The sequence below is a fragment of the Halosimplex salinum genome (genome assembly GCF_003730195.1).
GTDB classification, from domain to species: Archaea; Halobacteriota; Halobacteria; order Halobacteriales; family Haloarculaceae; genus Halosimplex; species Halosimplex salinum.
In genome coordinates this window covers 55,620-69,736 of sequence record NZ_QWGG01000004.1, presented here as the reverse complement: position 1 = coordinate 69,736, position 14,117 = coordinate 55,620, and the positions used below count along the sequence as shown (strand labels likewise).

The 14,117-nt window shown below is 71.3% G+C and carries 13 protein-coding genes; 7 read left to right on the top strand and 6 right to left on the bottom strand.

Features of this window, described 5'->3' with window-relative positions; all coding sequences use genetic code 11:
- The first annotated feature begins 64 nt into the window (after window positions 1-64).
- Complete coding sequence (gene trpB, locus D1409_RS11590) at window positions 65-1,222, top strand: tryptophan synthase subunit beta (RefSeq protein ID WP_123537154.1); 1,158 nt, start codon at window positions 65-67, stop codon at window positions 1,220-1,222.
- A 24-nt stretch (window positions 1,223-1,246) separates the two neighbouring features.
- Here trpB and D1409_RS11585 read toward each other — a convergent pair whose 3' ends face one another.
- Window positions 1,247-2,308 carry a M48 family metalloprotease gene (locus D1409_RS11585; protein WP_123537153.1) on the bottom strand — a complete coding sequence of 354 codons (1,062 nt, stop codon included), beginning with the start codon at window positions 2,306-2,308 and terminating at the stop codon, window positions 1,247-1,249.
- Between the two features lie 96 nt (window positions 2,309-2,404).
- On the opposite strand from D1409_RS11585, the gene D1409_RS11580 reads away from it, so the two are divergent.
- The 6 genes from D1409_RS11580 to coaBC all read left to right on the top strand — a co-directional run bounded on the left by D1409_RS11580 (window position 2,405) and on the right by coaBC (window position 10,544).
- Window positions 2,405-3,541 carry a DUF4129 domain-containing protein gene (locus D1409_RS11580; RefSeq protein ID WP_164471655.1) on the top strand — a complete coding sequence of 379 codons (1,137 nt, stop codon included), beginning with the start codon at window positions 2,405-2,407 and terminating at the stop codon, window positions 3,539-3,541.
- Window positions 3,538-4,221 carry a DUF7269 family protein gene (locus D1409_RS11575; protein WP_123537151.1) on the top strand — a complete coding sequence of 228 codons (684 nt, stop codon included), beginning with the start codon at window positions 3,538-3,540 and terminating at the stop codon, window positions 4,219-4,221. Before D1409_RS11580 ends, D1409_RS11575 begins: the two co-directional genes overlap by 4 nt.
- Window positions 4,218-5,879 carry a DUF58 domain-containing protein gene (locus D1409_RS11570; RefSeq protein ID WP_123537150.1) on the top strand — a complete coding sequence of 554 codons (1,662 nt, stop codon included), beginning with the start codon at window positions 4,218-4,220 and terminating at the stop codon, window positions 5,877-5,879. The genes D1409_RS11575 and D1409_RS11570 overlap by 4 nt, the downstream gene beginning before the upstream one ends.
- Complete coding sequence (locus D1409_RS11565; protein ID WP_123537149.1) at window positions 5,876-7,333, top strand: hypothetical protein; 1,458 nt, start codon at window positions 5,876-5,878, stop codon at window positions 7,331-7,333. Before D1409_RS11570 ends, D1409_RS11565 begins: the two co-directional genes overlap by 4 nt.
- Before the next feature lie 179 nt (window positions 7,334-7,512).
- On the top strand, window positions 7,513-9,057 hold the full coding sequence (locus D1409_RS11560) for a DUF1508 domain-containing protein (RefSeq protein WP_123537148.1): 1,545 nt from the start codon (window positions 7,513-7,515) through the stop codon (window positions 9,055-9,057).
- 329 nt (window positions 9,058-9,386) lie between these two features.
- The gene (coaBC, locus tag D1409_RS11555; protein WP_123537147.1) at window positions 9,387-10,544 is read left to right on the top strand and encodes a bifunctional phosphopantothenoylcysteine decarboxylase/phosphopantothenate--cysteine ligase CoaBC; all 1,158 of its coding nucleotides are present in this window, start codon (window positions 9,387-9,389) and stop codon (window positions 10,542-10,544) included.
- Here coaBC and D1409_RS11550 read toward each other — a convergent pair.
- From D1409_RS11550 to D1409_RS11530, 5 genes are all read right to left on the bottom strand, one after another.
- Entirely contained in the window at window positions 10,541-11,743 is a 1,203-nt protein-coding gene (locus D1409_RS11550; RefSeq protein WP_164471654.1) for a glycosyltransferase family 87 protein, read from the bottom strand. The two genes, coaBC and D1409_RS11550, sit on opposite strands and share 4 nt — an antisense overlap.
- Before the next feature lie 227 nt (window positions 11,744-11,970).
- Entirely contained in the window at window positions 11,971-12,738 is a 768-nt protein-coding gene (locus D1409_RS11545) for an SAM-dependent methyltransferase (protein ID WP_123537145.1), read from the bottom strand.
- Between the two features lie 84 nt (window positions 12,739-12,822).
- Window positions 12,823-13,185, bottom strand: coding sequence for a monovalent cation/H(+) antiporter subunit G (gene mnhG / locus D1409_RS11540; protein ID WP_123537144.1), 363 nt, complete (start codon window positions 13,183-13,185; stop codon window positions 12,823-12,825).
- A complete protein-coding gene (locus D1409_RS11535) occupies window positions 13,182-13,472 on the bottom strand; it encodes a monovalent cation/H+ antiporter complex subunit F (RefSeq protein ID WP_123537143.1) in 291 nt (96 codons plus the stop codon). The genes mnhG and D1409_RS11535 overlap by 4 nt, the downstream gene beginning before the upstream one ends.
- Window positions 13,462-14,115 (bottom strand): Na+/H+ antiporter subunit E, encoded by a 654-nt coding sequence (locus D1409_RS11530; protein WP_123537142.1) that lies wholly within the window; start codon window positions 14,113-14,115, stop codon window positions 13,462-13,464. Before D1409_RS11530 ends, D1409_RS11535 begins: the two co-directional genes overlap by 11 nt.
- Window positions 14,116-14,117 lie beyond the last annotated feature (2 nt).

Below are 14,117 nucleotides of genomic sequence, written 5' to 3'. Positions count from 1 at the left end.
GGCGATTTCGCTACCGCGGCAGTCGTCGATAGACATATACGCCAGAGCGTGGACACCAACGGGTATGAGTGAGAACCACGAGTTCGGGGCGTTCGGCGGCCGCCACGTGCCCGAACCGATGCAGGAGCCGCTCGCACAGCTGGCCGACGCCTTCGAGACGGTCGCGAAGACCGACGAGTTCCGCGAGGAGTTCCGGTCGATCCTGTCGACCTACGCCGGGCGACCGACGCCGATATACCACGCCGAGAACCTCTCCGAGCGCTACGGCGCGGAGATCTACCTGAAGCGCGAGGACCTGCTCCACGGCGGCGCACACAAGATCAACAACGCCGTCGGGCAGGCGCTCATGGCCGAGAAAGCGGGGAAGTCGCGGATCATCGCGGAGACCGGTGCCGGGCAGCACGGCACGGCGACGGCGATGGTCGGCGCCCTGTTCGACCTCGATACGGAGATCTACATGGGGGCGAAAGACGTGGAGCGCCAGCGGATGAACGTCTTCCGCATGCGCCTGATGGGTGCGGAGGTCAACGAGGTCACCCGAGGGGGCGCGGGGCTGGCGGACGCGGTCGACGCCGCGCTGGAGGACTTCGTCGAGAACGTCGACGACACGCACTACCTCGTCGGTTCCGTCGTCGGACCCGACCCGTTCCCGCGGATGGTCCGGGAGTTCCAGTCGGTGATCGGACGGGAGGCCCGCGAGCAGTTCCTGGAACGGACGGGTGAGCTACCCGACGCCGCGGTGGCCTGTGTCGGCGGCGGGTCGAACGCCATCGGCCTGTTCCACGCCTTCCGGGACGACGACGTGGCCTTCTACGGGGGCGAGGGCGGCGGCGAGGGGAGCGATTCGGACCGTCACGCCGCGCCGCTCGACGACGGCCACGAGGACGTCATTCACGGGATGAAGACGCGCGTCATCGACGACGACACCGAAGTCCACTCGGTCTCCGCGGGGCTCGACTACCCCGGTGTCGGGCCCGAGCACGCGATGTTCCGGGAGATGGGACGGGCCGAGTACCGCGCGATCACCGACGACGAAGCGCTCGCGGCGTTCCGCGCGCTCAGCGAGGACGAGGGGATCATCCCCGCGCTGGAGACGGCCCACGGGCTCGCGATGGCGAAGCGCGTCGCCGAGGAGACCGACCACGAGACGATCCTCGTGAACCTCAGCGGTCGGGGCGACAAGGACATGGAGACCGCCGCCGAGCAGTTCGACCTGTCCTGAGAGTCGTCAGCTCCGGCGCCGGTCTCACTGCCGATGGATCTGGTCGCGGAGTCGCGCGATCCGCTCGTCGGTCGGCGGGTGTGAGCGCGTCTCGACGTGGAAATCGTCCTCTGAGGCCTCGGTCGCCTCGAAGCCGTGCGGGAGCAGACAGAGACCGCGTACCTCGTCGTACACGAGGCGTTTGTCGGCGGAGGGCGCTGTGACCGTCTCGTCGTCGAGTTTCGCGAGAGCGTCGGCGAGCGCGGCCGGGTCGCCGGTGAGCGTCGCTCCGGCGCGGTCGGCGGCGAACTCGCGGTACTGCGAGAGGCGACGGGCCGCGACCGTCGTCACGGCGGCGAGGACCCCGAGGGCGATCCCGCCGACGACCACGACCGCGAGGAGGCCGCCGACGAACCCGAGGAAGTAGCCGCCGTCGAAGGCGCTGGACCCCGTGGCGGTCGCGCCGACGAGGTAGACCGCCGCGAGCACGACGGCCCACACACCGCGACTGCGGGCCCAGGGGCCGAGCGAGTCCAGCAGGGAGTAGCGGTCGCTCGTCAGCGCCGGGAGAAAGGAGGCGAGGGTCATGACGGTCGCGTCGCGGTGCTGGAGGTGCGCGAGTTCGTGTGCGAGCACCGCGTCGAGGTGGTCGCCGTCGAGCGTGGCGAGCAGGCCGGTGCTGACGACGAGCGTCGGCCGGCCGAGGCCGTCGAGCGCGAAACTGTTCGGCGTCTCGCTGTGTACGACGTAGCAGTCCGGGACCGGGACGGCCGCCTGTGCGGCGAGTCGGGTGACGCGGCGGTCGAGGTCGGGATACGTCTCGGCGGTCGCGCGCTCGGCGTCCACGGCGGCGAGCGTCTCGCGGCGGACGTACCGGAGCTCGACCCAGACGCACGCCGCGACGAGTGCGCAGGCCAGTGGGAGCCACCAGACCGCCGCGACGGCCTCGGGGACGCCGGCGGCGTCGGCCGCTCGGCGTGCGAGCGCGTCCAGCCAGGGCGCCGCCAGATAGAGGACGACGCCGACGAAGAGGGCGTTCGCGACGACGACGACGCCGAGCGTGGCCGCCATCCGAACCGCGAGCCCCCGGTCGCTGCGGAGTGACACGACAGAGGCGTACTCGGTGCCGGGGCAAAAACTGTGTGGTCGAGTGAACTGTCGGTCGAGCGGAAACGTTTTGTCACGATACGCCGACTGTCCGGTGTGACGCGATCAGGCCATCGTGCGGTGCTGGTGGCGCTGGGCGTGCTGGCGGTCGCGCTCGGCGGAGCGCTGTTCCCGGCGACGGGCTTCGGGTCGGCGCCGGCCGGCGACGACGCCCTGTTCGGTTCGGAGCACGTCGCTTCGGGGGATTCGATCGGCCAGACGCCGGACCAGTCGACGACCGACGACGGGGGAACGCCGGGCGCGACACCAGGTGGAGCCGACGACGAGGGAACGCCCGTATCGACCGCCACGGAGGCCGATTCGGACTCGAAGACGGCCGCGACGCCCGAACGGACTGCGACGCCCGAGCCGACGCCCGAACCGACGGCCACCCCGACGGAGCCGCCGAATTCGGGGTCCGGTATCGGCGAGACCGGCCTCGAACTGGCCGTCTGGCTGTTCCTGTCGGTCCTGCTCTGCCTGGCGCTCGCGGCGCTCGCGAGCATGGGCGGTCTGCTGTCGTCGGGCGGCGGCGGGGGTTCGTCGGGAGGGCTCCCGATACCGGGGTTCCTCGGCAAGCTATCCGGGCTCTCGCCGGCGAGAGTCGTGCCCCTCGTTCCGCAGATGACGATGGTGGCGCTCGTTGGCGTCTCGACCGGGACGGCGCGGGTGTTGCGTTCGGCGGGGTCCGTCGCCGGCCAGGCCGCGGGCGGTCTGGGAGCAGTCGTCCGTATCGGCTCCCGGTCGGCGACCACGGGGCTGTTCGACGGGCTGTCGGGGCTGTTCGCGCTCCCGGACGGTCCGCTGTTCTCGGTCTCGGGCGTCTTCTCGGGACTGCACGCCGGCGGGTCGGGTGGCGCGACGGGCGACTCGCCCGCCATGGACGCGCGGTCGGCGTCGGCCGTCGACCCGGAGCGAGGCGACGACGGGGTCGTGATACGGACCGTCGAGGACGCCTGGGAGGCGTTCGCGGAGCCGTTACCGGTCGCCGACCCGGAGGCGCGGACGCCCGGCGAGTTCGCGCGAGTCGCGATCGAACGCGGCGACCCGGCGGGACCTGTCCGCCGACTCAGGGACGTATTCCGTGACGTGCGGTACGGCGGGCTCCCGGCGACAGAGGACCGGACGCGCTCGGCGATCGAGTCGGTCGGGGATATTCTCGCGACCCGGGACGAGGAGGAGGGAGAGCGATGAGCAGTGTCGGCCCGCGAGATCCGGGAGACTCCCGGTCGTGGACGGCCGTCGGCGACCGCCCGCGACCGGACAGGCGCTGGCTCCGTGTGGTCGCCGTCGTCGTCGGCGTGCTCTCGCTGGCGCTGGCGGTCGCTCTCGTCACGGGTGTCGGCGGCGGCCAGTTCGCCGAGGCTATCGTCGCGGTGGTCTGGCCGGGGAGGATATTCGTGTTCGTGTTCGCTCACTTCGCGCTCGTGCTCGGCGCGTGGTCGCTGTGGCGCGTCTGGACGGCGCCCGGCGAGACGGACGAACCGACGCTCCCGGCGCCCGGCGAGACGGAGGACGTGAACGTAGACCTGGTCGGCTCCGACCTGGACACGGTGCTGGAGCGACTCGGGGACCCGAACGAGACGGTCCGCGGGTGGAAGCGCGTCGACGTTCGGAGCGCGGTTCGGTCGGTGGCGGTCGACGCACTGGTCGACGCCGGGTACGAGTACGACGACTTGAAAACCGCGCTCGAAACGGGGGCGTGGACCGACGACCCGCGGGCGGCGACCTACCTCGGGGACGACGTTCCACTGCCGATCCGGCTCCGGGTGGTCGACTGGGCCAGCGGCGACCCTTACCGCCGACAGGTGCGAGCGGCGGTGGCCGAACTGGCCGAACTGACCGACGTCGAGACGGAGGTCGAGCGCCCGTGAGCGACGGTCGACCCGACGGCGGCGACCAGTCTGGGTCCGGTCCGTCGACCCCTGCGACGAACGACGGGGAGGACCCGGGATCCGTCGCCGACGCCGCCGAACCCGGGTTCGACAGGGCGATCGGGACGGAAGCGCTCGCCGAAGAGACTGCGGCCGGTTCAGCGGAGGACGAGGACGACAGGACGGAGACGTCCACGGTCGACGAGGGCGGCGGGACAGAGCCGACGACGGTCGACGAGGCCGTCAGGACAGAGCCGACCACTGCCGACGAGACCGTCAGGACAGAGACGACCACGGTCGACGAGGAGACGGTAACCGACGTCGACGGGCGCTGGTTCGCGGGGTTCCTGCTCGCGCTCGTGGCGGGGGCCGCCGGCGTCTTCCTGTCCAACACCGGGGTCTTCCTCGCGGCGATCGTGGGGCTGGTGTACGCGGGGTACGCCACGCTGTCGGGAGCGCCCTCGGCCCCGCTCGTGGTCGAGCGGACGGTGACACCGGCGTCTCCGAACCCCGGCGACAGGATGACGGTGACGGTCCGGGCGGAGAACGTCGGGTCGGTGGTCCTCCCGGACGTTCGCCTGGCCGACGCGCCGCCCGAGGGCCTCGACGTGATCGAGGGCGACTCGCGCGGCGCCGACACGGTCGAACCCGGGGCGGCGGTCACACTGCGCTACGTCCTCCGGGCGTCCCGCGGTCGACACGAGTTCGGTGACGTGGTGGCCGTGGCGCGCGGTGCGAGCGGTACGGGCGTCCGCCGGACCGTGTACGACGCCGCCGAGTCGCTGGTCTGTCACGCGCCGTTCGAGTCGATCCCGCTGGCCGGCCAGACCGGGATCGGCGCCGGCCGCGTCGAGACCGACAGCGGCGGCGAAGGCGTCGAGTTCTACGCGACGCGGGAGTACACCCAGGGCGACCCGGCGAGCAGGGTCGACTGGAACCGGTACGCGACGACCGGCGAACTGACGACGGTCACGTACCGCGAGTCGAGAGCCGCGACCGTCGTGTTCGTGGTCGACGGGCGGTTCGAGGAACGGCGCGCCCCCGGGGAACCGAGCGCGCGCGACCTCTGCAGTTACGCGGCGGTCCGCGCCGCCGACGCGTCGCTGGACGCGCAGAACCAGGTCGGCGCGGCGGTGTTCGACGTGTACGGGAGCGGTCGGTTCAGGGCGCGAAGGGCGCTCGATCCGGGGACCGGGACGGAGCAGGGACTGCGGATCCGGACGCTGCTACGACAGCGACTCGGCGCCACTATCGACGACCTGTCAGTCTCGTCGACTCGTTCGACCGGTTCGGGGAACGGCAGTGCGGCCGACGGACCGGGCGGTGGGTCGTCGAAGACCCGGTCCGGTGGCAGCGGTCGGACGCTCCGGCTGGTCGACTGGTTGCCCGGCGGCGCGCAGGTGGTGTTCGTCTCGCCGCTGCTGGACGACGTCGCCGTCCAGGCGGTCGAGCAACTGGTCGCACGCGACCACGCCACCACGGTGCTCAGTCCCGACGTGACCGGCGATTCGACGCCCGGCGGCGCCGTCGAACGGATCCGCCGCGAGGCGCGCCTGCGGTCGCTCGTCGGGACCGAACGCGTTCGAGCCGTCGACTGGTCGCCGAGCGAGCCGCTCCAGTCCGCGGTCGACCGGGCGAGCGCGAGGTGGGGCCGATGACCGCCGAACGCCGAGCGCGGAGCAGCGTCGTCTCGCGACGGGTAGCGCTCGCGGTCGCGGTCGGATTCGCCGCGCTGGTCGCCGCCCTGCTCGACGACGGTACCGTCGCCGCGGTCGGCGTCTTCGGCGCCGTCGTGGCTGGGTGGGGCGGTTCGGCCGTCGCAGCCGAGCGCAAGCGCCGCGTCGCGGTCGGGAGCGTCGCGCTCGCGGTCGGGAGCGCGTTACTGGTCGCGGGGCTCGTGCTGGCGATGCTGGCCGGCGCGACCGGGTACGCGCCGCTCGTCGTCGGGACGTTCGTCGTCGCGGTCGCGACGGGGGAGGAGTTCTCGGCGGACGGAGTCACGCGCTTCAAACGCGGCGTGTCGGAGTCGGCGTTCCTCTGTCTCGTCGCCCTGTTCGCCCTCGTCGTCTGGGATCTGTTCGTCGCGTCGGGCGTCCTCTGGGCGGTCGTCGTGGGGGTGTTCTCGGTGGCCGTCTCCGACCCGCTCGGTGCGCTCTGGTGGCTTCAGATCTTCGTCCTCGCCGTCGGCGTACTCGTCGACCGGGCGGCGCGGGCCGTCGCGCTGTGGACGCCCGACGGCGACGCCGCGAGCGGCGGCCTCGTCGACAGGTTCAGACTGGCTCCGGGCGACGTGCCGCGCTGGTACGTCGGGGCGCTCCTGGTGCAGTTCTTCGGCGCGAACGTTCTGAGCGGTCTCGTCGAGTCGTTCCTGGCGACGCGACCGGTCCTCGACCGCGTCGTCGAGACGGTCCTGCTCTCGGGCGTCGTCCACGCCGCGCTCGGGGGTGTCGCGGTGATCATGGCCCTCGTCGCGTTCGCGTCGGTGCTACAGCGGGCGACGGTGTTCTGGACCGGCACGTCGCCGGGCTACACGCTGGCGTACGCGGCCGGCGGCTTCGCGGCGATCGCCCTCTCGGTTTCGTGGGCGGCGTTCGTGGCACTCTCCGCCGCGGTCGGTGGACCGGATCCGACCGCGAGTTCGGGATCGCTGTTCGTCACGCTCGGTCCGGCCGTCCCCGTGCTGGCAGCGGCGTTGGGAACCGTCCTCGCGACGGCCGCGCTGGTGCTGCTCGTCCGAGCGCTCGTCGCCAGGACGCGGCCGACGACCGGCGTCGCCGCCGGTGCGGTCCTGCTGTTCGCGGGGACGGTCTTCCTGGCCGAAGCGCTCCCGGCAGTGGTCGTCGCGGTCGGTGCGGGAGCGAGCCTGCTCGTGTGGGACCTCGGCGCGCACACGCTCGGTCTCGAACGCGACCTGCGGGGCGTCGGCCCGCCGATGCGGACCGAACTGGTCCACGCGACCGCCGTCGCCGCGGCGCTGGTCGGCGGCGTCGTCCTCGCGACCGCCGTCGGCTATCTCTTCGTCCCGCTCCCCGTGTCCGGCGAGCACGCGACGGTCGCCCTCGCACTCACGATGCTCTCGGTCGTCGCCTTCGCGTTCGCCTTCCGGCGGTGAGTTCCGGCGACTCCCGGCCGCGACCGCGTCCGCTTCCGCCTCGCCGCTCTCGGAGACCGGATATCGTTTTGACCGAACACGGTGTCTGTACGCGCCGATCCCCGAACCTGTAACGCACGTAAACTCATAGATATCGTGAAATAATTTAAGTGTCGTCCGTGTGTTTTTGGTCAGGAAACATGGCGACAGAGACAGGCGACGGGATGCTGTACGGGATCTATCGGAACAGGGTCGGCGAACCGACGACGCACGACGAGGTGCGCGGGTACTGGGTGTTTCTGACGGGGCTGGTACTGGGGACGCTCGGTATCCTGCTGTTCCTGCCGAGCGAGTCGGCGGTTGGGACCTCCGGGCTCACGCTCCGCGAGGGGAGCATCTTCGTGGCGGCGGTCGGGCTCGCGATGCTCGTCGCGGGGCCGGTGATGCGGCTCCCCCTCCAGTCGTGGGCGAACTGGGCGGCGTACGTCGGTCAGGCGGTCTGTTTCGTCGCGGCCGCGTGGTTCGTCCTGGTGTTCCCCGCGGAGTGGAGCGTCGAGACCGGCTACCAGCCCGTGATCGTGCTGTACGGCGTCGGACTGGCGATCATCACGCTCGGCGGCATCGTCGGCCCGCTGCTCGTGGGCGTGACGCGCGAGGACCTCGAAGCGAGCGAGGGCCGCGCGGCGCAACTCGAATCCGAACTGGCCGCGGTCCGCGAGGAGCGCGACCGACTCGAAGGCGAACTCGAACAGGCGCGACGCGAGAGCGAGAGCGATGCGACCGCCAGCGCGGACCTGCAGGCGACGCTCGACTCGATCCGGACGAGCCTGGCGCGGTTCGAACTCTACGAGGACGGCGCGAACGAGTGGCGATGGCGGCTCCGACACCGCAACGGGAACGTCGTCGCGGACAGCGGACAGGGGTACACGCGCAAACACAACGCCCAGAAGGGGATGCAGAGCGTCCGACGGAACGCGCTCGGGGCGACGACGCTCCTGTTCGAGCGCGAGGAAGCGCTCCCCGACGAGGAAGACGCGTTCGAACCCGTCGAGGAACGGGAGAGTCAGGCCACGTTCGAACTGAGCGAGGACAGCGCGGGCGAGTTCCGCTGGAACCTCCGCCACGACAACGGGAACATCCTCGGCGACGGCGGCGAGGGGTACGCCTCGCGGAGCAACGCACGGCGAGCGATCGACCGCGTCCGCGAGTACGTCGGACCCGCCGACTACCTCTGGTTCGACCCGGCCGGCTTCGAGGTGTACCGCGACGCGGCCGACGAGTGGCGCTGGCGACTCGTCCACCGGAACGGGAACGTCCTCGCCGACGGCGGCGAGGGGTACTCCCGTCGGAACGACGCCAACAGGGCGGTCGACCGGATCCGAGAGGGGGTCGACGACCTGGCGTTCGAGGTGTACGAGGACAACGCGGGCGAGTGGCGCTGGCGCGCACGCGGCGGAAACGGACAGATCGTCGCCGACGGCGGCGAGGGCTACAGCGCTCGCGACGAGGCCGACGAGGCCGTCGAACGCGTCCGCGAGTACGCGCCCGAAGCGGACGCGCTCGACATCGGGCGCGCCGCCTTCGAGATCTACGAGGACGCGGGCGGCGACCACCGCTGGCGGCTCCGCCACCGGAACGGCAACATCCTGATGGACAGCGGCGAGGGGTACGACTCCCGGAGCGGCGCTCGCGACGGCATCGAGAGCGTCAAGCGCAACGCGCCGAACGCCGAGACGGACGCGTAACGGCGGGACGCAGTCTCTGATCTCGCCTCTCTCTTCGATTTGCGGACCGTGAACGGGCGCTGTAGACCGTCTCTCGTCTATTTTCGAGCGCGAGCGCCGCTGCGGTCGGACGCGGTGGTGCGCCACCCGCGGGCAAACGGAACACTGAATAGCCCGCTCGGGACGAGTATCCGATGGGTGTCAGAGGCATCCCCCATCGGATCGGGCACCCACTCTCCCCCCTCGGTCCCCGTTCTCTCGTCTCGTACCGCCCGCCAGCGGTCGCGTCGTCGGGCGCGGCCGACCGCGAGCCGCCCCTTATAAGTCCCGCGGGGGCCAACGTGTGAGCGATGCTGGACGGCGTCAACGTCGCGCTCGGGGTCACCGGTTCGATCGCCGCGGTGAAGACGGTCGAACTCGCTCACGAACTGCGCCGCCGGGGCGCGAGCGTCAGGGCCGTCACTACGGGGGCGGCCGAGGGGATCGTCCACCCCTGGGCGCTGGAGTTCGCCACCGACAACCCGGTCGTCACCGAGATCACGGGGTCGGTCGAACACGTCGAACTCTGCGGGCGCGAAGGGTGGGCGGACGTGCTGCTCGTCGCGCCGTCGACCGCCAACACCGTCGGGAAGATCGCCGCGGCCGTGGACGACACGCCTGTCACGACCTGCGCGACGACGGCGCTGGGCGCGGGCGTCCCCGTCGTCGTCGCGCCGGCGATGCACGAACCGATGTACGACCACCCGGGCGTCCTCGACGCCATCGAGCGCGTCGAGTCGTGGGGCGTCGACTTCGTCGACCCCCGCGTCGAGGAGGGGAAGGCGAAGATCGCGACAGAGGACGCCATCGCACTGGCGACGGCCCGCGCGGCGACGCCCGACCCGCTCGCCGACGAACGGGTCGTCGTCACCAGCGGCGCGACGACCGAATCGATCGACCCGATCCGCACCCTCTCGAATCGCGCCTCGGGGAAAACCGGACTGGCCGTCGCTCGCGCCTCCTACGTCCGCGGGGCGGACGTGACTGTGGTCCACGACGGGCCGGACCTGCCGTACGCGAGCGTCCACCCGGTCGAGTCGGCCGCGGAGATGCTGGCCGCGACCCTCGACGCGGTCGCGGACGCCGACGCGCTCGTCTCGGCGGCCGCCATCTCCGACTACACTATCGAGCGCCGCGACTCGAAGATCCGCTCGGGGAAGGAGCGCCTCACGCTCGAACTCGAACCGACGCCGAAACTCGTCGACGAGGTCCGCGAGGCCCGGCCGGACCTGCCCATCGTCGGGTTCAAGGCCGAGACCGGCGGCGACGACGAGGGCATCGTCGCTGCCGCCCGCCAGTTGCTCGGCCGCGCGGGGATGGCATTCGTCGTCGGTAACGACGCGAGCGTGATGGCCGCCGACCGCACGCGCGCGCTCCTCGTCCGCGACGACGACGTCAGCGAGTACGAGGGCGAGAAGTCGGGGCTCGGCGCCCGGATCGCCGACGAACTCGCCGCGGACCTCTCCTAGTCGCCGTCGGTCGGGCGATCGAAGCTGTCTGTCTCGGCCGGGAGCACCGACGAGACGTCGATCGACTGGACCGTCCTGAGAGCGGCGAGTCCGAAGAGGAGGGCGTTCCCCCAGAGCCCGGGCTGGAGGAGCAGGTACGCGGGCCGGAGCGTCTCGAACGCCGGGAACGCGCTCGGCACCGTGTGGACGAGGAACTTCAGCCCGTACGCGTGGAGGTGGAGACAGAGCACACCGAGGAGGACCAGCTCCGGGCGACCATCGCGCTCCAGTTCGACGGCGAGGAGGATCACCGCGACCGGCAGGAGCGCGACGAAGTAGTAGGTGTACGTCTGTGGCGTGAACAGCGGGACGGCGGCGACGCCGAGCGCGAAGACGGTCCGGCGCGCCCGCGGCGGGGCCAGCAACGAGCACGCGACGACGCCGAGACAGACGACCAACCGGACGGCCTGCGCGGCGGGAAGCCACGCGAGCGGCTTGAAGTACGGCGCCAGCCACAGCGTCGGCGACCGCGCGCCGTCCGACCCCTGTTCGACGCCCCAGCGGAGCACGTCGACGTATGTCAGATGAGCGGCGACGCCGAAAAACCGGATCGAGAGCCAGACGAGGGGCGGAACGACCAGCAGCGCTCCAACTTTGCGGCGGCGGTCGTGGAGGAGGTGGGCGCCGACGGGCGCGTAGGCGAACTTGACGACCCCGACGACGGCGGTGGCGGCACCGCTGACGTAGGCCCATCGGGACCCGGTGGTCGCCCCCCGGTCGCGATCCGCTCGGCCCGTCCCGTCCCGAATCAGCGCGGCCGCGGCGACCGAGAGGAGTCCGCCCATGAACAGCGCTGTCTGGCCGAGTTTCGCCGTCAGGACGACGGGGTGAAAGCCCGCGAGGAGGACGGCGAGACCGAGGCGCTCGGACCGCCGGAGGTCGTAGCCGAGCGCCGCGACCAGCGCCTGGAGGCCGAGCCAGAGGAAGACGGCGGTCGCGAGCACCCACGCCATCGCGGCCGGCCGGAACGAGAGCGGCGCGGTGAACGGCCAGAAGAGGAGGACGACGACGGGCGGGTAGAGGTACGTCCCCCAGAAGCCGCCCTCGTCGGTCCGCCGGTAGAGCGACTCGCCCGCCTGCCAGCGGTCGACGGCGGCGTGTACGCGCCGAAGTCGCCGAAGCGGAACTCCGACGCGGACTCGACGCTCGCGCGGAGCCACCAGTCGACCGCGGGGTAGACCAGCAGGGTCCCGACGAGAAGGGCCGCGAGAACGACCAGCGCCGGGCGCTCGCGGCGGCGCGCCCACAGCTTCACTAACAGCGACATACTCGTCGCTACTGTCGACTGTCTTGAGTGTCTTCCGTGGTGTCAAACAACTCTTTGAGCCATCGAGATCGGGTCGCCCGGGAGACCGGACGGTCGCGACGGGGGAACGGATCCGACGTGTCAGGGCTCGGCGACCACGACCAGTCGGGTCGTCTCTCGCTCGACCGCCGCCCCGTCGAGGCCGGCGTACAGCGACACCTCGTCGAAGCCCGCCACGCGGCAGGCCCGCGCCAGTTCGGCCGGGGCGTACAGGCGCAGGTCGTACACCATCTCTCCCTCGTAGTCGTACCCCTCGTCGGTCGCGGCGAACACGCGCCGCGTGGTCTCCATCCGCGCGGTCTCGGGGTCGTAGTCGACCGACTCGACGACGTATCGGTCGTCGTCTTCGGGGACGCCCGCCGGCCGGAAGTCGGCCAGCACCCCCTCGCGGTCGACGAGTTCGAGCACGAGCGCGCCGTCGTCCGCCGTCCGCTCGCGCATTCCCGCCAGCACCGCCCGGTTCGTCTCCTCGTCGTAGTAGCCGAAGGATGTCCAGAGGTTGGCGACGAGGTCGTACGCGCCCTCGCGCTCGCCGAGGTCGCGCATGTCGCCGCGCTCGAACGCGACCGAGTCGGCCACCCCGCGGTCGGCGGCGCGCTCGCGGGCCCGGTCGAGATAGGACTCGGAGATGTCGATCCCGCGGACCGCGACGCCGCGGTCGCCGAGTTCGACGGCGTGGCGGCCGATGCCGCAGGCCACGTCGAGAGCCGTCTCCGGTTCGACGCTGTGGTCGGCCAGGAGCGCGAGCAGGTCGTCCGTCTCGTCGGCCGCGTCCTCGACCCGGGCTTCGAGGTGGGGGCGAAAGACCTCCGATCGCTCCCGGTAGGCGACATCGGTCCAGTGAGTCATACCCGTGGATCGAGGGTCGCGGTGAAAAGCGACCCGGCGGTGTGTGACCGGTTGACGACCGACGAGCGAGCGACGGTCGAGTCCTCAGTCGTCGTCGCGCCGGGCGTCCTCGTCGTGCATCGGGACGGTCCCCGGCCAGTCCGCGCCTTCGCGGAACGGGACGCCCATCTTCTGGGCGGCCCGCGAGATGACGTGGGCGCCGGTGGGCGCGGTGAAGAAGAGGAAGACGATGCCGACCAGCGAGGTGAGGCCGTCACCGACCGGGCCGTAGTAGACGGTGGTCGCGAGCAACATCGAAGAGGCACCGAGCGTGGCCGCCTTGCTCGTGGCGTGCATCCGGTTGTAGACGTTCGGGAGTCGCAGGAGTCCGACGGTCCCCACGAGGAGGAAGAAACTCCCGACGACGACGAGCGCGGTCACGACGACGGCCTGGACTGTCGAGATCATTCGATGATGTCACCCTCGGTGATGAAGCGCGCGACGGCGATGGTGCTGATGAACCCGATGATGGCGAGGACGAGGCTCACCGTGACGAACAGGCCCTCGCCGGTCTGGAGCGCGAACAGGGCGGCGATGGCGACGACGTTCGTGCCGATGGTCTCCAGTCCGACCACGCGGTCGGGGACGGTCGGCCCGCGGATGACCCGGTAGCCGGCGAGGAGGGTCACGACGGAAGCGAGCACGAGGCCGCCGAGAACGGCCGTCTCCAGGAACGCGGGGACCTCACTCGCCATCGGTCCCACCTCCCGCGTCCGCCGGCTGTTCGGCGGCGTCGACCGTCGCGTCTCCGGAGCCCGTTTCGCCGTCGATGGACGGGTCGTCCGTCCCCGGCGACGCCGCGACACGGTCCGGGTCGGGGATGGGGTCACCGGGGTTGCGGTCCTCGTCGAATATCCGGAGGGCGTAGTCCTCCCAGCTCCGGATGGGGTCGACGACGGACTCGTGGTCCCGGCCGTCGATGGCGTGGACGTACAGTGTGTTGCGATCGGCGTCGTAGTCCATCGCCAGCGTCCCCGGCGTGAGCGTAATGCTGTTGGCGATGGTCGTGATGGCCAGGTCCGTCTCGACGCGCAGCGGGAGTTCGATGACGTCCGGGTTGATCGGCATCGACGGCGCGAGCACCCGGTAGGCCACGTCGACGTTCGCCGTGAGGAGCTCCCACACGAAACGCGTGAAGTAGGCGGCCACGTACGGGAGTCCGCGCAGCCGGTCCATCAGCGCCAGTTCCGGCAGGTAGAACCTGCGGAACGCGTAGGCGACGGGGAACCCGATGGCGAGGCCGATGATCGCCTCGCCGACGACATCCGCCGGCGTGACGCCGCGGACGAACAACCAGGCGACGGCGAGGCCGACACCGACGCCGATCCAGCGTCTCATGA

Bases quoted from the DNA above. Each gene is read 5' to 3' on its own strand.
- D1409_RS11535 (WP_123537143.1), bottom strand. From the start codon at position 13,472: ATGGCGAGTGAGGTCCCCGCGTTCCTGGAGACGGCCGTTCTCGGCGGC.
- coaBC (WP_123537147.1), top strand. From the start codon at position 9,387: ATGCTGGACGGCGTCAACGTCGCGCTCGGGGTCACCGGTTCGATCGCC.
- D1409_RS11560 (WP_123537148.1), top strand. From the start codon at position 7,513: ATGGCGACAGAGACAGGCGACGGGATGCTGTACGGGATCTATCGGAAC.
- D1409_RS11565 (WP_123537149.1), top strand. From the start codon at position 5,876: ATGACCGCCGAACGCCGAGCGCGGAGCAGCGTCGTCTCGCGACGGGTA.
- mnhG (WP_123537144.1), bottom strand. From the start codon at position 13,185: ATGATCTCGACAGTCCAGGCCGTCGTCGTGACCGCGCTCGTCGTCGTC.
- trpB (WP_123537154.1), top strand. From the start codon at position 65: ATGAGTGAGAACCACGAGTTCGGGGCGTTCGGCGGCCGCCACGTGCCC.
- D1409_RS11575 (WP_123537151.1), top strand. From the start codon at position 3,538: ATGAGCAGTGTCGGCCCGCGAGATCCGGGAGACTCCCGGTCGTGGACG.
- D1409_RS11545 (WP_123537145.1), bottom strand. From the start codon at position 12,738: ATGACTCACTGGACCGATGTCGCCTACCGGGAGCGATCGGAGGTCTTT.
- D1409_RS11530 (WP_123537142.1), bottom strand. From the start codon at position 14,115: ATGAGACGCTGGATCGGCGTCGGTGTCGGCCTCGCCGTCGCCTGGTTG.